The 21,058-nt window shown below is 67.3% G+C and carries 22 protein-coding genes; 12 read left to right on the plus strand and 10 right to left on the minus strand.

Going from position 1 to position 21,058, the window contains the following annotated elements; translation table 11 throughout:
- The first annotated feature begins 160 nt into the window (after positions 1-160).
- Complete coding sequence (sstT, locus tag PO605_RS18830; protein WP_016447152.1) at positions 161-1,384, plus strand: serine/threonine transporter SstT; 1,224 nt, start codon at positions 161-163, stop codon at positions 1,382-1,384.
- 40 nt (positions 1,385-1,424) lie between these two features.
- Here sstT and PO605_RS18835 read toward each other — a convergent pair whose 3' ends face one another.
- Positions 1,425-2,135, minus strand: a complete 711-nt coding sequence (locus tag PO605_RS18835; RefSeq protein WP_017403911.1) for an ABC transporter ATP-binding protein — start codon at positions 2,133-2,135, stop codon at positions 1,425-1,427.
- Between the two features lie 16 nt (positions 2,136-2,151).
- Here PO605_RS18835 and PO605_RS18840 point away from each other — a divergent pair, with 16 nt between their 5' ends.
- On the plus strand, positions 2,152-2,817 hold the full coding sequence (locus tag PO605_RS18840; protein WP_016447154.1) for an arylesterase: 666 nt from the start codon (positions 2,152-2,154) through the stop codon (positions 2,815-2,817).
- 19 nt (positions 2,818-2,836) lie between these two features.
- Here PO605_RS18840 and PO605_RS18845 read toward each other — a convergent pair whose 3' ends face one another.
- From PO605_RS18845 to PO605_RS18865, 5 genes are all read right to left on the minus strand, one after another.
- Positions 2,837-3,022: a hypothetical protein gene (locus PO605_RS18845; RefSeq protein WP_272206731.1), complete on the minus strand. Its 186-nt coding sequence runs from the start codon at positions 3,020-3,022 to the stop codon at positions 2,837-2,839.
- Between the two features lie 64 nt (positions 3,023-3,086).
- The gene (locus PO605_RS18850) at positions 3,087-3,896 is read right to left on the minus strand and encodes a DUF2189 domain-containing protein (RefSeq protein ID WP_047470570.1); all 810 of its coding nucleotides are present in this window, start codon (positions 3,894-3,896) and stop codon (positions 3,087-3,089) included.
- Between the two features lie 116 nt (positions 3,897-4,012).
- Complete coding sequence (locus tag PO605_RS18855; RefSeq protein WP_047327362.1) at positions 4,013-5,764, minus strand: alkaline phosphatase D family protein; 1,752 nt, start codon at positions 5,762-5,764, stop codon at positions 4,013-4,015.
- A 98-nt stretch (positions 5,765-5,862) separates the two neighbouring features.
- Complete coding sequence (locus PO605_RS18860) at positions 5,863-7,092, minus strand: PLP-dependent transferase (protein WP_272206732.1); 1,230 nt, start codon at positions 7,090-7,092, stop codon at positions 5,863-5,865.
- A 100-nt stretch (positions 7,093-7,192) separates the two neighbouring features.
- Positions 7,193-7,663 (minus strand): BON domain-containing protein, encoded by a 471-nt coding sequence (locus PO605_RS18865; RefSeq protein ID WP_016447159.1) that lies wholly within the window; start codon positions 7,661-7,663, stop codon positions 7,193-7,195.
- A gap of 150 nt (positions 7,664-7,813) precedes the next feature.
- On the opposite strand from PO605_RS18865, the gene PO605_RS18870 reads away from it, so the two are divergent.
- The 4 genes from PO605_RS18870 to PO605_RS18885 all read left to right on the plus strand — a co-directional run bounded on the left by PO605_RS18870 (position 7,814) and on the right by PO605_RS18885 (position 12,068).
- Entirely contained in the window at positions 7,814-9,559 is a 1,746-nt protein-coding gene (locus PO605_RS18870) for a SulP family inorganic anion transporter (RefSeq protein WP_016447160.1), read from the plus strand.
- Positions 9,560-9,590: 31 nt separating this feature from the next.
- A complete protein-coding gene (locus PO605_RS18875) occupies positions 9,591-10,373 on the plus strand; it encodes a GGDEF domain-containing protein (protein WP_017403908.1) in 783 nt (260 codons plus the stop codon).
- Positions 10,360-11,229, plus strand: coding sequence for a MinD/ParA family protein (locus PO605_RS18880; protein WP_016447162.1), 870 nt, complete (start codon positions 10,360-10,362; stop codon positions 11,227-11,229). The genes PO605_RS18875 and PO605_RS18880 overlap by 14 nt, the downstream gene beginning before the upstream one ends.
- Positions 11,230-11,294: 65 nt before the next feature.
- Positions 11,295-12,068 carry a sulfurtransferase gene (locus PO605_RS18885; protein ID WP_047472497.1) on the plus strand — a complete coding sequence of 258 codons (774 nt, stop codon included), beginning with the start codon at positions 11,295-11,297 and terminating at the stop codon, positions 12,066-12,068.
- Positions 12,069-12,167: 99 nt separating this feature from the next.
- Here PO605_RS18885 and PO605_RS18890 read toward each other — a convergent pair whose 3' ends face one another.
- Positions 12,168-12,947: an IclR family transcriptional regulator gene (locus PO605_RS18890; protein WP_047472496.1), complete on the minus strand. Its 780-nt coding sequence runs from the start codon at positions 12,945-12,947 to the stop codon at positions 12,168-12,170.
- Between the two features lie 236 nt (positions 12,948-13,183).
- Between PO605_RS18890 and PO605_RS18895 the strand changes: the two genes are divergently transcribed.
- From PO605_RS18895 to PO605_RS18910, 4 genes are all read left to right on the plus strand, one after another.
- The gene (locus PO605_RS18895; protein WP_047472495.1) at positions 13,184-13,957 is read left to right on the plus strand and encodes an ABC transporter substrate-binding protein; all 774 of its coding nucleotides are present in this window, start codon (positions 13,184-13,186) and stop codon (positions 13,955-13,957) included.
- An 88-nt stretch (positions 13,958-14,045) separates the two neighbouring features.
- The gene (ehuD, locus tag PO605_RS18900; protein ID WP_016451664.1) at positions 14,046-14,711 is read left to right on the plus strand and encodes an ectoine/hydroxyectoine ABC transporter permease subunit EhuD; all 666 of its coding nucleotides are present in this window, start codon (positions 14,046-14,048) and stop codon (positions 14,709-14,711) included.
- A complete protein-coding gene (locus PO605_RS18905) occupies positions 14,708-15,463 on the plus strand; it encodes an amino acid ABC transporter ATP-binding protein (RefSeq protein ID WP_016447167.1) in 756 nt (251 codons plus the stop codon). The genes ehuD and PO605_RS18905 overlap by 4 nt, the downstream gene beginning before the upstream one ends.
- A gap of 2 nt (positions 15,464-15,465) precedes the next feature.
- Positions 15,466-16,800, plus strand: coding sequence for an NAD(P)/FAD-dependent oxidoreductase (locus PO605_RS18910; RefSeq protein ID WP_047472494.1), 1,335 nt, complete (start codon positions 15,466-15,468; stop codon positions 16,798-16,800).
- 20 nt (positions 16,801-16,820) lie between these two features.
- Here PO605_RS18910 and PO605_RS18915 read toward each other — a convergent pair whose 3' ends face one another.
- The 3 genes from PO605_RS18915 to PO605_RS18925 all read right to left on the minus strand — a co-directional run bounded on the left by PO605_RS18915 (position 16,821) and on the right by PO605_RS18925 (position 18,676).
- Positions 16,821-17,390 (minus strand): flavodoxin family protein, encoded by a 570-nt coding sequence (locus tag PO605_RS18915; RefSeq protein ID WP_046239827.1) that lies wholly within the window; start codon positions 17,388-17,390, stop codon positions 16,821-16,823.
- A 154-nt stretch (positions 17,391-17,544) separates the two neighbouring features.
- Positions 17,545-17,952: a DoxX family protein gene (locus tag PO605_RS18920; protein WP_016447170.1), complete on the minus strand. Its 408-nt coding sequence runs from the start codon at positions 17,950-17,952 to the stop codon at positions 17,545-17,547.
- Between the two features lie 22 nt (positions 17,953-17,974).
- A complete protein-coding gene (locus PO605_RS18925) occupies positions 17,975-18,676 on the minus strand; it encodes a pirin family protein (protein ID WP_047472493.1) in 702 nt (233 codons plus the stop codon).
- Positions 18,677-18,808: 132 nt separating this feature from the next.
- Here PO605_RS18925 and PO605_RS18930 point away from each other — a divergent pair, with 132 nt between their 5' ends.
- Entirely contained in the window at positions 18,809-19,747 is a 939-nt protein-coding gene (locus PO605_RS18930) for a LysR family transcriptional regulator (RefSeq protein WP_016447172.1), read from the plus strand.
- Positions 19,748-19,881: 134 nt separating this feature from the next.
- Positions 19,882-21,009: an NAD(P)/FAD-dependent oxidoreductase gene (locus tag PO605_RS18935; RefSeq protein ID WP_016447173.1), complete on the plus strand. Its 1,128-nt coding sequence runs from the start codon at positions 19,882-19,884 to the stop codon at positions 21,007-21,009.
- Positions 21,010-21,058: the final 49 nt, after the last annotated feature.

Genomic DNA, 21,058 nt, shown 5'->3' on the forward strand with positions numbered 1-21,058 from the left:
CGTCTGCACGCAACGGCTCCTGTGGTTTTTACGTAGCCGCTACACTGCGCGGGTTGGCCGCTTTCCAGCGGGCCCCTCTCATTGCGGCATGCACCGAAGCCACGGGCATGCCGCTTTGCATTTTTCATCGCCCTGTTTTTCCATTTCTTTCTCAACCATCATGCTCAAAGCCTTTCTTGCCTGGCTTGCCCGCACCAGCCTGGTGGGCCAGATCGCCATCAGTCTGGTCGCCGGCGGCCTGTTGGCCTGGCTCTGGCCCGAGGCCGCCCAGTCCGTATCCCTGCTGGGGACGCTGTTCATCTCCGCCCTCAAGGCCGTTGCACCTGTCCTGGTGCTGCTGCTGGTGGTCTCGGCCACCAGCAACCACCGGCCCGGCCACGCCACGCAGATACGGCCCATCCTGTGGCTGTATGTGCTGGGCACCTTTGCCGCGGCCGTGGTGGCCGTGGTGGCCAGCATGGCCTTCCCGTCCACCATCCAGTTCAAGGACGCCGCCCCCGCCCAGGGCGCGCCTGGGCGCATTGGTGAAGTGCTGATGGCCCTGGTGCAAAGCGCCTTCGACAACCCGGTACGCGCGCTGATGAATGCCAACTACATCGGCATCCTTGCCTGGGCAGTGGCCATGGGCCTGGCCCTGCGCCACGCCTCTGAGACCACGCGCGCCGTGATGCATGACCTGGGCCAGGCCATCACCCGCGTGATCCAGGGCGTGATCCGCCTGGCGCCGCTGGGCATCTTCGGCCTGGTGGCGGGCACCTTTGCCCAGTCGGGCCTGGAAAAGCTGCTGGACTATGCCCACCTGCTGGCCGTGCTGCTGGGCTGCATGCTCTTCGTGGCCCTGGTGGTCAATCCGTTCATCGTCTGGACGCAGACGCGCCGCAATCCCTATCCCCTGGTGCTGACCTGCCTGCGCGAGAGCGCGGTCACGGCCTTCTTCACGCGCAGCTCGGCCGCCAACATCCCGGTGAACCTGGCGCTGGCCAAGCGCCTGGGCCTGGATGAGGACACCTACAGCGTCTCCATCCCGCTGGGCGCCACCATCAACATGGCCGGCGCCGCCGTCACCATCAGCGTGCTCTCGCTGGCTGCGGCCCATACCCTGGGCATCCAGGTCGATCTGCTGACCGCCATCTTGCTGTGCGTGGTGTCCGCGGTGTGCGCCTGCGGCGCCTCGGGCGTGGCCGGTGGCTCGCTGCTGCTGATTCCGCTGGCCTGCAGCCTGTTCGGCATCTCCAACGATCTGGCCATGCAGGTGGTGGGCGTGGGCTTTGTGATCGGCGTGATCCAGGACTCGGCCGAAACCGCACTCAACTCCTCCACGGACGTGATCTTCACGGCCGCGGCCTGCGAGGCGGCCGGGCGGCGCGAAGCTGTCGCCGCCTGAGGTCCTGCCACTGGTTGCAGCCGCTTGACCCGGCGGCCGATCAGGCCGCCAGCGCCTGCCCCTCTTCGATGCTGGCGACGCGGCCGGCCTCGATGGTCACGCGCCGCTCGCAGCGCGCGGCGATGGCTCGGTCATGCGTGACCATGACCAACGTGGTGCCGCGCTCACGGTTGAGCGCGAACATCAGCTCCATGATGGTTTCGCCGGTCGCAAAGTCCAGGCTGCCCGTGGGCTCGTCGGCCAGCAGCACGGCGGGCTCGACCACGAAGGCGCGGGCCAGCGCCACGCGCTGCTGCTCGCCGCCCGACAGCAGCTTGGGATAGTGGCCCAGGCGCTGGCCCAGCCCCACGCGCTCCAGCATTTCGGTGGCGCGGCGGCGGGCGTCGCGGCTGCCGGCCAGCTCCAGCGGCAGCATCACGTTCTCCAGCGCCGTCAGATTGCCCAGCAGCTGGAAGCTCTGGAAGACAAAGCCCAGCTTCTGCGCACGCACGGCAGCGCGCGCATCCTCGTCCAGCGCAAACATGTCCTGGCCCTGCAGCCGCACCGTGCCGCGCGTGGGCGTATCCAGGCCTGCGAGTATGGACAGCAGCGTGCTCTTGCCCGAGCCCGAGGCACCGACAATGGCCACGGTTTCCCTTGCCGCGAAGCGCAGATCGATATCCCTCAGAATATCCAGTGTTCCGGTCGAATCGCTGACCGACTTGAAGACATGCTCGACTTCGATCAGGGGCTGGGCAGTGCTTTGTGACATGGAGGATGGGAAGACGATGCAAGACAAGCTGCGCGCAATGCGCCGACGCCGCCACTTTATCTCGGCCGGCTTGGCCTTCGGTCTGCTGGGTACTTGGACGGCCATGCCCGCCCGGGCTGCAGACGCCGGCCCGTTGCTGGTGCTGGGCGATTCGCTGAGTGCCGAGTACGGTCTGGCCCGCGGAACGGGCTGGGTGGCGCTGCTGCAAAAGCGCCTGCAGGAGAGCCAGAAAAATGTGCCACTGGTCAACGCCAGCGTGAGCGGCGAGACCACCTCGGGCGGCCGCTCGCGCCTGCCGGCCCTGCTCAAGCAGCACAAGCCGTCGGTGGTGGTGATCGAATTGGGAGGCAACGATGCGCTGCGCGGCTTGCCGCTGCAAAGCACGCAGGGCAATCTGGACGCCATGGTACGCGCGGCCCGTGATGCAGGGGCCAAGGTGCTGCTGGTGGGCATGCAGGTGCCTCCCAACTACGGCAGCGGCTATACGCGCCAGTTCGAGCAGTTGTTCTCCAAGGTGGCGCAAGAGCAGAAGGTACCGCTCGTGCCCTTCCTGCTGGCCGGTATAGGCGATGCGGCCGACTCGGCCCAGTGGTTCCAGGCTGACCGCATCCACCCCACGGCCAAGGCCCAGCCGCGCATGCTGGACAACGTCTGGCCACAGCTCAGCAAACTGCTGCCCTGAGCACAGGGCAGCCAGGCTGTCAGCTGCTGCGGCCTTCCTCGCCGGAATGCGCCGCTGCGGGGAATGCCTGGTCTTCACCCGCCATACCGCCGCCCTCATGGTCGTCGGGTTTTCTTTCGGCCTTGGCCTTCTCCTTTTCAAGCTTCTTCTGCTTCTTGGCCAGTTCGCGCTGGCGTTTTTCATAGGCGTAGTTGGGTGTCGCCACAGGTGGACTCCTCTGTTGTTGCAAGCCCCACTGTAGCCGCAAGACGGGGCCCGGCCGTAAAACCTCAGGATAGGGGGGACGCAGGGTCGGCAGATTCACCCACGCTGCAGCGGTAAGCATGCCAACTGGCGCAGCCCAGCAAAGGCCCCACCAGCAGCAGGCCCACGCCGTGCCACCACAGCGCAGCAGCCACCAGCACGGTGATGATCGCGGCCCATTGCAGCATGACGGCCAGGTTGAGGCCGACCACGCGCATGCTGGTGATGCAGGCCGTCAGCGCATCGCTGCCCCGGTCCAGCATGGCCGGCAGCGCCACCACCATGCTGGCGAACACCAGGGCCGCGAAGGCGCCGCCGACCAGCACGTAGATCGCCAGGAACTCCCAATTCTCCGGCCGTGCCACGGCCTGCAGCATGCCGGCCGTGGTGGGCATGCCGGTATCGAAGAACACGGCAAACACCACCATGGAGGCGCGCGCCCAGAGCATTTCCAGCACCAGCAAAACCATGACCAGCATGCCCATGCTGCCCATTTGCGTGTCCCAGCAGGTCAGCGAGCTGCCAAGCTCCGGCGGCAATCCCCGCTCCAGCCTGCGGCTGGTGTCGTACAGGCCCATGGCCAGGAAGGGGCCGATGAGCAGACAGCCGCTGGCCATGGCCATGCTGTATTCAGGGCTGGCACGGAACACCCAGCCGATGAGCAGGGCCATGGCCCAGAAGCACAGGCCATAGAACAGCGCAACGCCCGGCGCCCGCCGCAGATCGCGCCAGCCCAGCGCCAGCCAGCGCCAGGGATCGGCCATGCGCAGCGGTTGCACCTGCAGCGCGCCAGCCGGGTGGTCGGAAGCTTTCTCGGGAGCGGGGGATGCCTGCATGCCTGGACCTCCTGGATCAGCGAGCCCCAAGTTAGCGCAGCCATGGCCGCGCTGCCATGGCGGAAACTACCGAGGGCCCCCGCCCAGACCGCGCAGGCCCGCACCCCGGTCCGCCCTCAGGCCTGCACCAGCTTGCCCGGCTGGCCGGGCAGCACCTTCCAGGCCGCGTCCCGCACGGTCTGGTACTGGCGGCTGAACACCGTATCCACATAGATCCATTCGGCCTGGCAGGCCTGGGGGGTTGCCGTGACGATCATGTAGCCGCGGCGGGAGGTATCGCAGTACTTGAGCGTGTTGATGAACTGCAGCAGCGCGCCACGCAACTGGGCCGGATCCTGGCCGGGCAGGTAGTCCTCGAAGCCGGGCGAGCTGACGGACGAGGTGGCGAACTCCACGCCCACGCCCTGCCCGCTGCGGTCGCGCAGCTCGCTGGCCCAGGCGTTGTGGGTGTCACCGGCCAGCACGACCAGGTTCTTGCCCAGGCTGCGCGCCGTGGCCAGCACGGTCTCGCGAGCCACGGCGTAGCCGTCCCAAGCATCGAGGTTGTAGGGAATGCTGGGCTGGGCCAGGATGGCCTTTTCCGCCGCCGTCAGGCTGGCCGGGTTGGCCTGGGCCTTGGCCAGCAGCGCCGCGTAGGCCGGCAGCGAGACACCGCTGCCGGGGCTGAGGATGTCCATCAGCAAGGGCGCCGGCAGCTCCATGCGCCCCATCAGCACCTGCTGGCCCAGCACCTGCCAGGTGGCCTGCGAGGCCGCCATCTGCTGGCCAAGCCACTGGGTCTGCGTGGCGCCCATGAGCTGGCGTGCGGGATTGGCCATGTCGGAGGAAAAGCGCGCCGCGTCCAGCCCCTGTGCCGTGAAATAGTCGGCGTAGTCCAGCTGTTCGTCACGGCCGATGACGCGCGTGTCCAGCATGTGCAGCGCCAGCAGGTCGCCGAAGGCGAAGCTGCGGTAGATGATCTCGGGCTGTGCGTTGCGCGTGGGCATCCACTCGTGATAGGCCTTGAGCGCGGCCACCTTGCGCAGCTCGAAGTCGCCTTCGGTGGCCGGCTGGTGGTTCTCGGCGCCGTGCATCCAGGTGTCATTGGAGACTTCGTGGTCGTCCCAAACCGCAATCATGGGCGCTGCCGCATGCAGGGCCTGCAGGTCGGCATCGCTCTTGTACTGGGCATGGCGCTGGCGGTAGTCGGCCAGGCTGACGATTTCGTTGGCCGGCAGGCTCTGGCGCTGCATGGCTTCGGCCTTGCCGTTGGCATAGCCGCCGCGCGCATATTCGTAGATGTAGTCGCCCAGATGCACGGTGGCGTCCAGGTCGCCCTGGCGTGCCGCATGCGCGTAGACATTGAAGTAGCCGGCCGGGTAGTTGGCGCAGGAAAACACGGCCAGCTTGACCTGCTGCACGGCGCCCACGGGCAGGGTTCGCGTGCGGCCCGTGGCGCTGGTCATGCCCTGGCAGCGAAAGCGGTAGTGGTAGCGCGTGGCGGGCCTGAGGCCCGTGGCATCGGCCTTGAAGGTGAAATCCTGGGTGGCGCGCGCCATGGCCTTGCCCGAAGTCACGAGGGTCTTGAAGTCGGCGTCCGATGCCACTTCCCACTCCACCTCGATGTCGCTGGAATGGCCCTGCGGCGGCGTCACGCGGGTCCAGAGGATGACGCGGTCACTCAACGGGTCGCCGCTGGCCACGCCGTGGCGGAACTCGACGGGAATGCGGCTGTCGCCATCCGACCCGCCGCAGCCAGCCAGTGGCAGCGCCAGGGCCGAGGCGCCCATGCCGCGCACGAAATGGCGGCGGCTGGCCACGAGGCCGGATTCGCGGGAGCCGGCTTTCGCCTGCTGCAGGATGTTGGTGATGCTCTCTTTGTGCTTCATGCTGGACCGGGGCCCGAAGGCCTCCGTGGGGTGGTATGAAGCCAGCGAGCATCGGCGGCGCAGGTGACAGGCAGATGTCACCTGCGCCTGGCGCTCAACTATGCAAACGCGGCGGCCAGGGCCTGCTCCAGGTCGGCACGCAGGTCCTGCACCGCTTCCAGGCCGATGGCAAAGCGCACCACGGTGCCGCTGCGCAGCTGGGGCGTGGGGCAGCTGCGCATGGACGACAGCTCATAGGGCACGACCAGGCTGATGGGACCGCCCCAGCTGTAGCCGATCTTGAACAGGCGCAGGCTGTCGCAGAAGCGGTCCACGGCCTGCTGGCCGTGGCGCGGATCGATGACCACGCTGAACAGGCCGGCGGCCACGCCCTCGCCGCCTGCGGCTGCGCCACACAGCGCCTTCCAGTTCTCGTGGCCGGGAGCGCCTTCCAGCGCCGGGTGCAGCACCTGGGCCACGGCCGGCTGCTGCTGCAGCCAGCGCGCCAGCTCGCGCGCGGCGCGGTCCTGTGCGTGGTAGCGCAGCGCAATGCTGGGCAGGGAGCGCAGCACGGCCTCGGTGTCGTTGCCGCCCACGCCCAGGCCCAGGCGCATGTGCGCCAGCTTGATGCGCATGTGCAGCGCCTGGTCGCGCGTGATGATGCTGCCCATGAGCACGTCGCCACCGCCGCTGGGGTACTTGGTCAGCGCATGCACGGTGGCATCCACGCCCAGGCTGTGCGTTCCATCGGCCAGCAGATCGAAGGGATTGAAGGCCAGGCCCGCGCCCCAGGTGTTGTCCAGCACGGTGGTGACGCCCCGCTCGCGGCACAGGCGCACCATGGCGATGAGGTCGGGGAACTCCATGGTCACCGAGCCCGGCGCCTCCAGCCAGACCAGCCGCGTCTTGGGCGTGATTTTGGCTTCGAGGTCGGCAACATCCATGGCGTCATAGCACTGGTGGCGCACGCCGAAATGGGCCAGCTCGCCCTCGCTCAGGGTCTTGTTGGGGCCGTAGGCGTTGTCGGGCAGCAGCATCTCGTCGCCGGTGCGCAGCAGGGCCAGGGAGGTGGTCGCAATCGCAGCCAGGCCGCTGGGTACCAGCAGGCACTGCAGGCCGCCTTCCAGCGCGCTCAGGCGCTCTTCCAGCAAGAAGGTGGTGGGCGTGCCGTGCAGGCCGTAGGTATAGCTGCTCTTGTCCAGCCACTGGCGGCGGCGCATGGCCGCCACGTTCTCGAAGATCACCGTCGAGGCCTTGTGCACGGGCGGCTGCGGCGCAACAAAGCCCTCGGGCGGCTGGTAGGGATGGTGGATGAGATGGGTGCTGATCTGCAGGTCGGGTGTGCTCATGCAGCGCATCTTATGCGCTGGGCTGCAGCGTTCAGGCATAAAAAAACCAGGCGGGGAATCCGCCTGGTTTTCACAAGGGCAACGGAGCCGGTGGCTGCGATCAGCTGGCCTTGATCTCCAGCATGTTGCTGACGTTGTTCACGCCCTTGACGGACTTGGCAATGTCGCCTGCGCGCATCTTGAGTGCTTCGCTGGGGACCGAGCCGGTCAGCGTCACGGCGCCTGCCTTGGTGTCCACGTCGATCTTGAGGGCGGAGATATCGGGCTCCTTGATCAGGTCGGCCTTGATCTGGGCCGTGATGCCGGCGTCGTCGAGTGCGGCGCCTGCCTGGCTCATGGCGTTGTTGGTGGCCGCTTCGGCCTTGGCAGCACCTTCCTCAATCTTGGTGCCGGCGCTGCTCATGGCGTTGTCGATCTTCTGGCCGGCGCTCTGCGCGGCCTGCTGGGACTGCTGAACCGCAGAGTCGAGCTTCTGGCCCGCAGTGTCTTCGGTCTTGCCGCAGGCGGCAAGGCCGAAGGCCAGGGCAGACACGGCGAGGATCTGGCAGCAGCGTTGGGTGATGAAAGTCATGCGGTTACTCCTTGAATAGTTGTGAGGCGGTCAACACAGGCCTCGACTTTATTGAGGGCCCTGGGACAAACCCATACGACGCCGACGCAAGCGCCTGTAGGACAAGCCCGAACATCCGGGCACCATCCAGTTAGCATGACAATAGCGGCCATGCATTCCCTGGCGCGCTGGTTTCCCTTCCTGGCATGGCCCAAACCTTCGGCAGCCGTGCTGCGCGGGGAGTTCTGGGCAGGTCTCACCGTTGGTCTGATGCTTCTGCCCCAGGGCGTGGCATATGCTGCCCTTGCGGGCATGCCGCTGATCACGGGCATTTACGCATCCATCGTTCCGGCCCTGGTGGCCGTGCTGTTCAGCGGCTCGCCCCGTCTGGGCGTGGGACCCACGGCCCTGAGCGCGCTGCTGATCGGCGCCTCGCTCACGGGCCTGGCCGAGCCCGGCTCCGCGCACTGGGTGGCGCTGGCCGCATGGATGGCGATTCTGTCGGGCCTGGTGCAGTGGTCGCTGGGGCTGATGCGCGCCGGCTGGCTGCTCAACCTGGTGACCTCGCCCGTGCTCACGGGCTTCACGCAGGCTGCGGCGCTGCTGATCCTGGCCTCGCAGCTGCCTACGCTGCTGGGCCTGCGCTCGACCTGGGGTGCCGTCTGGAACACGCCGTCGCTGCAGCTTTTCGACTGGCAGTCCATCGTCTACGGCATGGCCAGCATTGCCTTGCTCGTGCTCGCCAAGCGCTGGCGTGCGGCCTTTCCCTCGGCCATCTTCATCATCGCGCTGACCGGCGTGATCAGTTGGGCCACGGACTTTGCCGACGACGGCGGCGCCGTGGTCGGCCATCTGCCCGCGGGCCTGCCCAGCTTCCAGCTGCCGGGGCTGCTGAGCTGGGACGAGTTCGGCGCCCTGGTGATGCCGGTGCTGGTGATCTCGCTGGTGAGCTTTCTGGAGACGGCCTCCAGCGCCCAGGTGGAGCACCAGCAGGCCGGCACGCGCTGGAACGAGAACCAGGACCTGGTCGCCCAGGGCCTGTCCAAGATCAGTGCGGGCCTGTTCGGCAGCTTTGCCACCAGCGCCTCGTTCTCGCGCTCGGCCGTGAACCTGCTGGCCGGCGCCAAGACGGGATGGTCCAACGTGTTCTCCATCCTGCTGGTGGTCATCGTGGTGATGTGGTTCATCCCGGCGCTGTACCACGTGCCCAAGGCGGCGCTGGCGGCCATCGTGATCACGGCCGTGGTCAACCTCGTCAAGCCGCGTGTGCTGCTGCAGCTGTTCAAGGTGTCGCGCGTGGAGGGCAGCATTGCCCTGGCCACGCTGCTGCTGACCATCGTCACGGCGCCGCGCATGTACTGGGGCGTGTTCGCGGGCATCGTGCTGAGCCTGGGCTACTTCCTCTACCAGCGCCTGCACCCGCGCATCATCGAGGTGGGCCAGCATCCTGATGGCAGCCTGCGCGACCGCAACCTCTGGCAGTTGCCTCCGCTGGCGCCAGGCCTGCTGGCCCTGCGCATGGATGCCGAGCTGGACTTCGGCTCGGCCTCAGCCCTGGAGCGACGCATCGGCGACGAATGGGCGCTGCGCCCCGAGACGCACCACCTGTGCCTGCTGGCCCAGCCCATCAACCGCATCGACGTGACGGGCGTGGAGACCTTCGTGCGCCTGCAGCTGCTGGTGGCCAAGCGCAGCGGCGTGCTGCACGTGGTGGGCCTGAAGTTGCCGGCCGAGCAGGTGCTGCTGCGCGCCGGCGCCCTGCACCGCGGGCCGCACCTGCGGCTGTACCGCACCGATGCGGAATTCCTCGCCGCGCTGGCCCTGCCGCCCTTCATATCTCGGCCGGGATCAACATCTGTTACCAGCGATGGTGCAAAAGTCGACGCCGGCGCGGCGACAATTGAGCCTACACACTGATACACTTCACCGGCTTTTGATTCAGCCCTCTGTGACTGCCCCCGCCTCCCACCAATCCGTATACCTGCGCGACCTGCGCCTGGCCACAGCCCACGCGCTGGTTACCCACGCTGGCGGGGCGGTCCATTTGCCCACGGATTCGCCGACGCGTTACCTGCAGGCGCTGATCGACGAACTGTGTTCGCTGTCGCTGCGCGACCCGCTCACGGGGCTGGCCAACCGCCGCCATTTCCGCACCATTGCCGAGCGCGAGATCGACCGCGTGGCGCGCTCGGGCGAAGCGGCGCTGATGCTGATGCTGGACATCGACCATTTCAAGCAGATCAACGACCAGCACGGCCATATCGTCGGCGACCGGGTTCTGCAGTCGGTGGCCCGGACCCTGACCAGTTGCGTGCGCCCCATGGACACGCTGGCCCGCTACGGAGGCGAGGAGTTCGCCATCGTGCTGCCGGCCTGCCCTGCGACGTTCGGCCTGTCCGTGGCCGAGCGCATACGCAGCGCCATCGAGCGCATGCCGGTGGTCATCTCACCCACGTTGACACTGCAGATCACCATCAGCATCGGCGGCGCCTATGCGCTGCAGTGGATACGCAGCACCACGACCTTGTGGACCGAGCGTGCCGACAAACAGTTGTACCTGGCCAAGTCTGCCGGCCGCAACCGCGTGCACATTGAAGAACAACCAGACAGTACGGTAAGCGCGGAGGAAAAAAGCCTGCTTTTCGGACCTTTGTATGCCCCCTCCCCGTTTGACAATGGGCTGAATCCAGATATTGCAACCGATGTGGACCCCGAAGATGGACTCCGCTGATAGCCCGGTGGTAAGCGACAACGCCATTCCCCACCCCTCCCTGCCCGCTGCCGTTTCGATGAGCGATGCCGTGCGCGCCAAGCCGCGCGGACACATCATCGCCGTGACCAGCGGCAAGGGCGGCGTGGGCAAGACCTTCGTTTCGGCCAACCTGGCCGCAGCGCTGACACGCCATGGCCTCAAGGTCCTGGTGCTCGATGCCGACCTGGGCCTGGCCAACCTGGACGTGGTGCTCAACCTCTACCCCAAGGTCACGCTGCACGATGTGTTCACCGGCCGTTCCACGCTGGAGGAAGCCATCCTGCCCGCCCCCGGCGGCTACTCGGTGCTGCTGGCCGGCTCGGGGATGATCGAGTACTCGCGGCTCACGCCCGAGATCCGCCAGCAGTTCACGCACACCATCGAGACGCTGGCTCCTCGCTACGACATCGTGCTGCTGGACACGGGCGCGGGCATCTCCGACGTGGTGCTGTTCTCGGTGTCCATGGCCACCGAAGTGCTGGTCATCGCCACGCCCGAGCCCACCTCGCTGACCGATGCCTATGCGGCCATCAAGGTGCTTGCCATTCAGCAAAAGCGCCAGCAGATCCGCCTGGCCATCAACCAGGCCGCGCGTCCCGGCGATGGCCGCGCCATCACGGGTCAGCTCCAGCAGGTGCTCAACCGCTTTGTCAGCACGGCCTCCGGCGAGCCATTGCGGCTCACGCACCTGGGCGACATTCCCTCCGACCCGGCCGTGCGCGAGGCCGTGATGCGACGCCAGTTGCTGCTGCAATCCATGCCCGGTGCACCGGCTTCGCTGGCCGTGGCCCAGCTGGCCAATAAAATCAAGGCCCTGCTGGTGTCGGGCGGCTGATCGGGCCGCCCCTCGCCGGCGACCCGATCCAACCTGCGGCCCTTGCCGCCCCCGCCTGCCTGCCTGTGCCCGATATCCTCAATATTTCCTGCTACAAGTTCACGCCGCTGCCCGACGCAGCGGCGCTGCGCGACACCCTGGCCGAACGCGCCCAGGCCCTGGCACTCAAGGGCACCATCCTGCTGGCCGAGGAAGGCATCAACTTCTTCCTGGCAGGCCCCGCCCAGGCGGTGCACAGCTTCGTCGATCAGTTGCGCACCGATGAGCGCTTTGCCGACCTGGCCCCCAAGGAAAGCTGGTCCGACACCGTGCCTTTCCGCAAGATGCTGGTCAAGGTCAAGCGCGAGATCATCCGCATGGACCACCCCACCATCCGTCCGGCAGAGGGTCGCGCGCCTTCTGTCAGCCCCGCCACGCTGCGCCGCTGGCTGCAGCAGGGCCACGATGACGAGGGCCGCGAGGTGGTGACGCTGGATACGCGCAACGACTTCGAGGTCGATGCCGGCGCCTTCAAGGGCACCATCGACTGGCGCATCACCAAGTTCACCGAATTCCCGCCCGCGCTGCGTGCCCACAAGGCCGAACTGACCGGCAAGACCGTGGTCAGCTACTGCACGGGCGGCATACGCTGCGAGAAGGCCGCCATCCTCATGCAGGACGAAGGCCTGGACCATGTCTATCAGCTCGAGGGCGGCATCCTCAAGTACTTCGAGGAGACCGACGGCGCCTTCTATGACGGCGGCTGCTTCGTCTTCGACGAGCGCCGCGCCGTGGACGCGGACCTGGCGGCCGCCCCCCAGCTGGAGCATCCGCAGGCCCAGGAGACTCCGTCTGCATAGGCCGATCCCCCAGCCCTGACCTGAAGCCCGGGGCATGCACGCCACGCTTGCGGCGTGCACCACCAATGCGGCCGTGCCGGCTGCAGCATCGGCTGCCGTTCAACCCAGGGCACGCACCGAGTTGCTGAGCGAGCGGGCGCAGGCCAGCAGCCCTGGGCCCAGGCGGGCCTGCGCCTCCTCCACCGTCCATCGGCTGGTCGGCGCGACGATGTGCACGGCAGCCACGGGGCGGCCATGGCTGCCGATGACGGGCGCGCCCAGCGTCATGTCGCCCAGAAAGAGTTCCTCCCGGTTGACGGCATAGCCGCGCTGACGCGCCTGGGCCAGCTCATTGAGGATGGCGGCCTCGTCCGTGATGGTGAAACGTGTGTGCGCGGTCCGCTCGCTCTGGCGCAGCAGGGCCAGGGCTTCTTCATCGGGCAGTGCGCTCAGCCAGGCACGCCCCGAGGCAGTGCAGTACATGGGGATGCGGCTTCCAATGGGCATGTGCACCGGCACAAACTGGGCGCTGATGAAGCGTGCCACGTAGACCATCTCCAGCCCGTCGGGCTCGGTCAGGCAGGTGGTCTCGGTCGTGATCTTGGTCAGTTCCGAAAGATACGGATTGGCCAGGTCGATCACCGGGTTGGCCGCCAGGTAGTTGTAGCCCACGCGCATGACGCGCGGCGCGAGCTGGTAGCGCCGGGTTTGCGGATGCTTGCGGACGTAGCCCAGTTGCTCCAGCGTGAACACCATGCGTTGCGCCGAGCTTTTGTTGATGCCCGCAGCGGCAGCCACATCGGCCAGCGTCATGCTCCGGTGCTGCGCGCTGAAGGCGCAGAGCACGGCCAGGCCCTTCTCCAGCGACTGGTTGAACAGGGGGTTGGTGTCGTCATCCATCGGTGACGAAGCGGGTTGAGACGGTGCTTGCATGGCGGCAAGTATAGGCATCCACATCAAAAGAATCGCATATCGATTTCTTTGAATTGCTTAGTGGTTTTCTATTATTTCTTGAAGATTCATCCACATTGATCATTGGCACGGTTCCGAGAATTCTCCGCTGCAGGCGAGGGGCTGCCCCCAAGGTGACCTGTCCCTGCTCTTTCCTTCCGTCGTTCACGCCAAGGAGTCAGGCTATGCCAGGTTTTGTCCACCGCGTCCTCCACCTCGCCTTGGGCCTGTGTGCCGCCGGCGCCGTCGCGCTGGCTGCGGCGCAAGGCGGCAGTGCCCCGGCCAGCTACAACGTGGGCGCCACGCCCACAGGCATTCCGTTCACCTTTCTGGACGTCAAGAGCAACAGCATCCAGGGCATGATGGTCGACACCATGCAGGCCGTGGCCAAGGCCGGAGGCTTCCAGGCCCATGTGCAGCAGACCAGCTTTGCGGCGCTGATCCCCTCGCTCACATCCAGCAAGATCGACATCATCTCGGCGGCCATGCTCAAGACCGCCGCACGCCAGCAGGTGGTCGATTTCAGCGATGCGGTCTACTCCTACGGCGAGGGCCTGATCGTCAAGGCCGACGATGCCAAGGCTTATGTGTCACTGGACGATCTCAAGGGCGAGGTCGTCGGTGCCCAGGTGGGCACGGTGTTCTACGACCTGCTGCAGAAAAAGGGCATCTTCAGGGAAGTGCGCAGCTACGACTCGGTAGCCGACATGACGCTCGACCTGGCGCTTGGCCGCATCAAGGCAGGGCTGGGTGACCAGCCCATCATTGCCTACCAGATACGCCAGCACAGCTTCCAGGGCGTGAAGCTGGCCGAAAGCTACAAGCCCTCCAACGTGGGGGATGTGTGCCTGGTGGTGCGCAAGGGTGACACAGAAACCCTGGCCCGCCTGAACAAGGCCATCGCCACCATCAAGGCAGACGGCACCCTGGCCCAGATCGTCAAGAAGTGGGGCTTCTGAGGACATCGGACGCCCGTCGGATCGCCTCGCGCATCAGCCCCCTTTGCCGCGCAATGCACGGCAATGACACCTTCGAGGAAAGTACGCCATGCAAGCATTTGTGCAGCACGCGCGAGAGTTCCTGCCCATCCTGCTGCAAGGAGCGGTGGTCACGGTGCAGGTCACCGCGCTGTCGTTCCTGTTGTCCAGCGCGATCGGACTGGTGCTGGCGCTGGGCAAGCTCTCACCCGTGCGCGCCGTCTCGTGGGCCGCGTCGACCGTGGTCAATGTGATACGGGGCCTGCCCATCATCGTGCAGCTGTTCTACATCTACTTCGTGCTGCCCGAGGTCGGCATCCAGCTCACCGCCTTCCAGGCCGGGGTGATCGGCCTGGGCATTGCCTATTCGGCCTATCAGGCAGAAAACTTCCGCGCCGGCATCGAGGCGGTGGACCCAGGCCAGCGGGAAGCCGCATTGGCCATGGGCATGCGACCGGCCCTGCTCATGCGCCGCGTGGTGCTGCCGCAGGCATTCCGCATAGCGCTGCCGCCCTACGGCAACACCCTGGTGATGATGCTCAAGGACTCGTCCCTGGTCTCCACCATCACCGTGGCCGAGATGACGCGCCAGGGCCAGCTGATCGCAGCGTCCACCTTCCAGAACATGACGGTCTACACCCTGGTCGCCCTGCTCTACCTGGCCATGAGCCTGCCGCTGGTATGGGGGCTCAGGCGTCTGGAAAAGCGCTTTGGAGCGGGAAGGAAGTCGCCATGATCGAGATCGATCACCTGGAAAAGGCCTACGGCGAGCATCGCGTGCTGCGGGGCGTCAACCTGCGCGTGGCACGTGGAGAAGTGGTGTGTCTGATCGGCCCTTCGGGATCAGGCAAGTCCACGGTGCTGCGCTGCATCAACGGCCTGGAGTCGTACCAGGGCGGCGAGGTGCGCGCCTTCGGTGAGCGCGTGGACACACGCGCGCCGTCCATCCACGCGCTGCGCAGCCGCATGGGCATGGTCTTCCAGCGCTTCAACCTCTTCCCGCACCGCACCGTGGTGCAGAACGTGATGGAAGGCCCCATCCATGTGAAGGGCCAGGCGCCCGGCCAGGCCCATGCCGAGGCATTGGAGCTGCTGCGCAAGGTAGGTCTGGCAGACAAGGCACAGGCTTGGCCCGCACAGCTTTCGGGCGGGCAGCAGCAGCGGGTGGCCATTGCCCGCGCCCTGGCCATGAAGCCAGAGGCCATGCTGTTCGACGAACCCACTTCGGCCCTGGACCCCGAGCTGGTAGGCGACGTGCTGGGCGTGATGCGCCAGCTGGCCGAAGAAGGCATGACGATGATCGTGGTCACGCACGAGATGGCCTTTGCTCGCGAGGTGGCCGACCGCGTGTGCTTTCTGCACGGCGGCACCATCGTGGAGGAAGGCCCTTCGGCCCAGGTGCTGGGCGCACCGCGCCATGCACGCACGCAGGACTTCCTGCGGCGCGTGCTGCACCAGCACTGTGCGCCATCAGAAGGTGCGGCATGACGATGGCAGCTACCGCCTCCATCGCATCGTCTTCGTCGGTACGCCCCGTGCTGTCGCACCCGTCAGCGCCATCGCTGTGGGCGGCCACTGCACCCGCCGCACCGCCCACGCCACCGCTGGCAGCAGCGCTGACCACCACCGACGTGCTGGTGATCGGCGCGGGATATACCGGCCTGTCGGCAGCACTGCACCTGGCCGAAAGCGGCGCCAGCGTGTGCGTGCTTGACGCCCATGCTCCCGGCTGGGGCGCGTCGGGCCGCAACGGCGGCCAGGTGAACCCCACCCTCAAGTACGACCCCGACGAACTGCAGCGCATCCACGGTGCCGCTCTTGGCGAGCGGCTGATCGACGCCGTCTCCCGCTCGGCCGACCTTGTGTACGGGTTGATCGAACGCCACGGCATCGACTGTGCGCCCGTGCGCGCCGGCTGGCTGCAGGTCGGATACACCCAGCAGGCGGTGGACGGCATGCATGCGCGCGCCCGGCAGTGGGAGCGGCGCGGCGTGCGCGTGGAACTGCTGGACCGCACTGCTACGGCAGCACGCACCGGCACGCCCGCGTTTGCAGGCGGCTGGCTGGATGGCCGCGCCGGCGCCATACAGCCGCTGGCCTACGTGCGCGGACTGGTGCGCGCCGCACAGACCCTGGGCGCGCAGGTCCACAGCGGATCGCCCGTGCTGGCACTGGAGCGACAGGGCACGGACCATTGGGCCGCCACCACGGCCCAGGGTCAACGCATACAGGCCAGGCAGGTGCTGCTGGCCACCAACGGCTATACCGATGGTCTGTGGCCTGGCCTGGCGCGCACGGTACTGGCAGCCAACAGCTTCATCGTGGCCACGCAGCCCCTGGGCAAGGCGGGCGCGCACATCCTGCCCGGGGGCGAGACAGGCTCGACCTCGCAGCGCCTGCTGCTGTACTTTCGCAAGGACGCACAAGGCCGTCTGCTCATGGGCGGGCGCGGACATTTTGCGGACCCGCAGGGTGCAGGCGACTATGCCCACCTGGAACGCGCCGTGGCGCTGATGTTCCCCGGACTGGGCCCCCTCCAATACGAGTACCGCTGGGCAGGGCGCATCGCCGTCACACGCGACTTCATGCCCCACCTGCACCAGCCTGCCCCCGGCATCACCATGGCCCTGGGCTACAACGGCCGCGGCATTGCCATGGCTACCCTGCTGGGGCGGGAGGCGGCCGCGCTGATGGCCGGCGGAAATGCGCCGGCCTGCCCCTTTCCGGTAACGCCGGTTCAGCCGATACCGCTGCATGGGTTGCAACGGTTGTACATAGCGGCAGGGGTGGCTTGGTACAGCCTGCTGGACCGGCTGGGTGCGTGAGGTTCAGTGGAGCCGGCCGATCAAGCCGCGCCGGCCTGGCGCACCAGCCGCAGCGCCTGCTGCGCCACGCGCTCGCCGAACAGGCGCGCGGTCTCCAGGTCGCCCGGCAGCATCTCGGCGGCCGAGGCATCCGAGGCCGATTGCGCCATGGCGCCGCTGAAGGCGCCTATCCAGTTGAGGTCGTTGCGCTGCGCGGCGCGCGCGTTGGACGGCAGCATGCCGCTGCCCACCCACAGCCCGCCGTGCTGCATGGCCAGCTGGAACAGATAGTCCAGCGTGGTCTGCTTGTTGCCGTTGACGCTGGCACTGTTGGTGAAGCCGGCGAACAGCTTGTCCTTCCAGGCCTGCACGAACCACGGCTTGGACGAGGCATCGGCAAAGCGCTTGAACTGCCAGCTGGGCCCGCCCATGTAGGTGGGCGAGCCGAAGATGATGGCATCTGCCGCCGCCAGCAGCTCCCAGCCGCCGGCAGGCAGCTGGCCGTCGCTGTCTATGGCCAGCATGCGCGCACCCGCGCCATCGGCCACGGCCTGGGCCATGCGCTGGGTGTGCCCGTAACCCGAGTGGTAGACCACCACGATATCTGCCATACAAGAAATCCTCGGGCGCCGGCCACGGCTCCAGGCCGGCAGGCGCCACATTCATCGATCATCCACGCCAAAAGGCCCCACAGCGCTGCTGCGGGGCCCACTCAGGCCGGTAGCCTAACAAAAATAAAGGAGCTGGCGGCAGTGCGCGGGCCACTCAATGGCGCCGTGCATCCACACTCCAGCCACCGGCGCCATGGGCGGCAAAGCCCAGCAGGCCGCCCGTGACGGCGATGTTCTTCCAGAACAGCAGCTGCTGCATCATGGCCGCGTCAGCCGGCACGCTCCAGTAGGCATGGAAGAAGAAGCTGGCCACCAGCGTGAAGAAGGCCAGCGCCAGGGCCGCCCAGCGCGTGCACCAGCCCAGCAGCAGGGCCAGCCCGCCGACGATCTCCACCACCAGGGCCACGGCCACGCCGATCTGCGGCATGGGCATGCCCACCGAGGCCGCATAGCCCACCGTGCCGGCGAAGCCTCCGATTTTCTGAAAGCCCGCAGGCACGAACATCAGCGCGATCAGGATGCGGCCGGCCAGCGCCAGCGGGTTGCTCAGACGGTTCAGCATGATGGTTACTCCTCGTGAATGCTCAGGCTTGCAGATCGAACACCAGGACCTCGGACTGTTCCCCGTCGTGCAGGCGCAGTCGCGGTTCATTCTCCACAAGGGCCGCATCGCCCGTTGTCAGCCGTTGCCCATTGACGCTCAGCGCGCCGCGCACCAGGTGCACATAGGTTTTGCGGCCGGGGGGCAGCTCCATTTCGGCGTGCTCATCGCCGTCGAACAGGCCGGCATAGAGCCGGGCATCGGCATGGACGGTGACCGAGCCATCCGCGCCATCGGGCGAGACCACCAGGCGCAGGCGGCCGCGCTTTTCCTCGTCGGCGAAGGCTTTCTGCGCATATCCGGGCGCAATGCCCGTCTCGCTGGGCAGCAGCCAGATCTGCAGGAAATGCGTGGTCTGGCCTGGTGCGTGGTTGTGCTCGCTGTGCACCACGCCCGAGCCGGCGCTCATGCGCTGCACCTCTCCCGGCGAGATGGTCTGCTCATTGCCCATGCTGTCCTTGTGCGAGAGCCGGCCTTCGAGCACGTAGCTGATGATCTCCATGTCCTTGTGGCCATGGGCGCCAAAGCCCGTACCCGGGGCGATATGGTCTTCATTGATCACGCGCAGGTTGCCAAAGCCCATGTGGCGCGGATCGTGATAGCCCGCAAACGAGAAGCTGTGGTGCGAGCGCAGCCAGCCGTGGTCGGCATGGCCGCGTTCGCGGGATTTGCGCAGGGCGATCATGTGTATGTCCCTTTCAACTGGTCAGATCTTCAAAACTCTTGCGTCGGTGGCTCCACTGTAGAAGCCGCTGTAGCAGGCCAGGCACAGCGGGATTGATGGCATCATTCAAAGCTTTTGAATCCATAACGCCCCATGCCCAGCCCCCGCGACGTGCTCACTCCCGACAGCCTGGCCATGCTCCAGGCCATTGCCGAGGCCGGCAGCTTTGCCGCCGCCGCACGCCAGCTGGGCCTGGTGCCAAGTGCCCTGACCTACCGCGTGCGCCAGATCGAGGATGCGCTGGACGTGCTGCTGTTCGACCGCCGCTCGCGCCACGCCCAGCCCACCGAGGCCGGCCGGGAACTGCTGCGCGAAGGCACCCGGCTGCTGCATGAGATCGACACCGTGGCCCACCGCGTGCGCCGTGTGGCCACGGGCTGGGAGCCGCACCTGACCATCGTGGTGGACGGCGCCGTGGCGCGCACGCCCATGCTGGAACTGGTCGAGGCCTTCTACGCCATGCAGCCGCCCACGCGGCTGAAGCTGCGCGACGGCATTCTCACCGGCACGCTGGAGACGCTGACCTCGGGCCGCGCCGACCTGGCCATCGGCGTGGCCGTCAACTCCAGCAACGTGGCGGGCCTGCAGGCCTGCGAGCTGGGCGAGCTGGACTTCGTCTTTGCCGTGGCGCCCCACCATCCGCTGGCCACGGCGCCCGAGCCCATCACCGACGCGACGCTGCTGCAGCACCGCATCATCGCCGTGGCCGATTCAGGCCTGCGCGACAGCGCCAGCATGGGCCTGCTCAGCGGCCAGGACATCTTCACCGTGGACTCCATGCAGGCCAAGATCGAGGCCCAGGTGCGCGGCATAGGCTGCGGCTTCCTGCCCCATTTCATGGCCGACGTCTATGTGCAGGCCGGCCTGCTGGTAACGCGCCAGGTCGCCCGGCCCTCGCGCAATGTGCGCATGCACTACGCATGGTCCTGCCCGCCGCAGCAGGACCCGCCGCGCGCGCTGCAGTGGTGGCTGCAGCAGCTGGAAAGCCCCGCCACGCGCCGCGCTCTCATGGAAAATCATCACCGACATTGAGCTGGCGCACGCCGCCGGGCGGTCTGTGCGGGTGTAGAGTGGTTACAGGTCCCGGCCTGCTCCGCCGCTGCGGCGAAGCAGGCCGGCAAGGACATGCTTCCCGGAATCTGCCACTGCCCGCAAAGGTCTGCTCCATGAACGCTTCCCGCGCCGCCTCCAAGTCCACGGTCAAGAAAAAGGCCACCAAGCCCCCCGAAGCCTCCAAGGCGCGCCCCAAGGCCGGCGCGCGCCGCATCGCCGTGATCGGTGCCGGCATGGCGGGCCTGGCCTGCGCCCGCACGCTGATGCAGGCCGGCCACGATGTCCATGTCTACGAACGGCTGCCCCAGGTGGGCGGGCGCATGCGCTCCGTCAACGCCGCGCATGGCGCCTTCGACATCGGCGCGCAGTATTTCACCGTGCGCGACAAGCGCTTCGAGCTGGCCCTGCAGACCGTGCCCGGCCTGTGCCGCCCCTGGAGCGTGAGCACGCTGCGCGTGCTGGATGCGCAGGGTCGCCAGTCCAGCGCCGCACCCGCACCCACCGAGGCCCATTGGGTGGCCACGCCCGACATGCAGGCCCTGCCCATGGCCTGGGCCGCGCCGCTGTGGGACGCCGACCGCCTGCATCTGGGCCAGCGCGTGACCAAGCTCGAACGCCAGCCCGGCTCGCGCGGCTGGAGCCTGCATGTGGAGACGACCGAGCCGACCACGCAGATCCGCACGGGATTCGATGAAGTGATACTCGCCCTGCCCGCGCCCCAGGCGCGCCAGCTGCTGCAGACCACGCCCCTGGCCCTGTCGCTGGTGCAGGGCATGGCGGCCGTGGAGATGGCACCGTGCTGGGCGCTGACGCTGTCCTATCCCATGGCCACCGAGGCCGGCCTGTCCACCCTGGGCCCACAGTGGAATGCAGCCCGTACCACCCATGAGCGTGCAGTCTGGGTGGCGCGCGAATCGTCCAAGCCGGGACGCTCCCAGAGCGAGCGATGGACCGTGCTGGCCAGCCCCCAATGGTCCCAGGAGCACCGCTCCGACGACGCGCCCCGCGTGCTGGCCAAGATGCAGAAGGCCTTTGGCGAGATCACGCGCATCCGCATCCCCCCCCGCCATGCCAGCGTCTATCTCTGGCCCCATGCCCAGACCCTGTCGCCGCTGGGCAGCAGCCATTTGCGCAACAAGGACGCCGGCCTGGGCCTGTGCGGCGACTGGTGCATTGGCCGCCGTGTCGAGGATGCCTTTGTCTCGGGGCTGGAGATGGCGCTGGCCATGGTTGCGGACTGAGCCGGGGCAGTGTCCGGCTCCCAGGTCATGGCAAGGGGCGGCGCGAGGC

The organism is Delftia sp. DT-2, from assembly GCF_028401915.1.
In the GTDB taxonomy this organism is placed as follows: domain Bacteria; phylum Pseudomonadota; class Gammaproteobacteria; order Burkholderiales; family Burkholderiaceae_C; genus Comamonas; species Comamonas tsuruhatensis.

Coding starts and splice junctions, on each gene's coding strand:
- PO605_RS18865 (WP_016447159.1), bottom strand. CDS start 7,663: ATGACTTTCATCACCCAACGCTGCTGCCAGATCCTCGCCGTGTCTGCC.
- PO605_RS18860 (WP_272206732.1), bottom strand. CDS start 7,092: ATGAGCACACCCGACCTGCAGATCAGCACCCATCTCATCCACCATCCC.
- ehuD (WP_016451664.1), top strand. CDS start 14,046: ATGCAAGCATTTGTGCAGCACGCGCGAGAGTTCCTGCCCATCCTGCTG.
- PO605_RS18930 (WP_016447172.1), top strand. CDS start 18,809: ATGCCCAGCCCCCGCGACGTGCTCACTCCCGACAGCCTGGCCATGCTC.
- PO605_RS18840 (WP_016447154.1), top strand. CDS start 2,152: ATGCAAGACAAGCTGCGCGCAATGCGCCGACGCCGCCACTTTATCTCG.
- PO605_RS18925 (WP_047472493.1), bottom strand. CDS start 18,676: ATGATCGCCCTGCGCAAATCCCGCGAACGCGGCCATGCCGACCACGGC.
- PO605_RS18910 (WP_047472494.1), top strand. CDS start 15,466: ATGGCAGCTACCGCCTCCATCGCATCGTCTTCGTCGGTACGCCCCGTG.
- PO605_RS18890 (WP_047472496.1), bottom strand. CDS start 12,947: ATGGATGACGACACCAACCCCCTGTTCAACCAGTCGCTGGAGAAGGGC.
- PO605_RS18855 (WP_047327362.1), bottom strand. CDS start 5,764: ATGAAGCACAAAGAGAGCATCACCAACATCCTGCAGCAGGCGAAAGCC.
- PO605_RS18920 (WP_016447170.1), bottom strand. CDS start 17,952: ATGCTGAACCGTCTGAGCAACCCGCTGGCGCTGGCCGGCCGCATCCTG.
- sstT (WP_016447152.1), top strand. CDS start 161: ATGCTCAAAGCCTTTCTTGCCTGGCTTGCCCGCACCAGCCTGGTGGGC.
- PO605_RS18915 (WP_046239827.1), bottom strand. CDS start 17,390: ATGGCAGATATCGTGGTGGTCTACCACTCGGGTTACGGGCACACCCAG.
- PO605_RS18835 (WP_017403911.1), bottom strand. CDS start 2,135: ATGTCACAAAGCACTGCCCAGCCCCTGATCGAAGTCGAGCATGTCTTC.
- PO605_RS18905 (WP_016447167.1), top strand. CDS start 14,708: ATGATCGAGATCGATCACCTGGAAAAGGCCTACGGCGAGCATCGCGTG.
- PO605_RS18880 (WP_016447162.1), top strand. CDS start 10,360: ATGGACTCCGCTGATAGCCCGGTGGTAAGCGACAACGCCATTCCCCAC.
- PO605_RS18850 (WP_047470570.1), bottom strand. CDS start 3,896: ATGCAGGCATCCCCCGCTCCCGAGAAAGCTTCCGACCACCCGGCTGGC.
- PO605_RS18935 (WP_016447173.1), top strand. CDS start 19,882: ATGAACGCTTCCCGCGCCGCCTCCAAGTCCACGGTCAAGAAAAAGGCC.
- PO605_RS18870 (WP_016447160.1), top strand. CDS start 7,814: ATGCATTCCCTGGCGCGCTGGTTTCCCTTCCTGGCATGGCCCAAACCT.
- PO605_RS18895 (WP_047472495.1), top strand. CDS start 13,184: ATGCCAGGTTTTGTCCACCGCGTCCTCCACCTCGCCTTGGGCCTGTGT.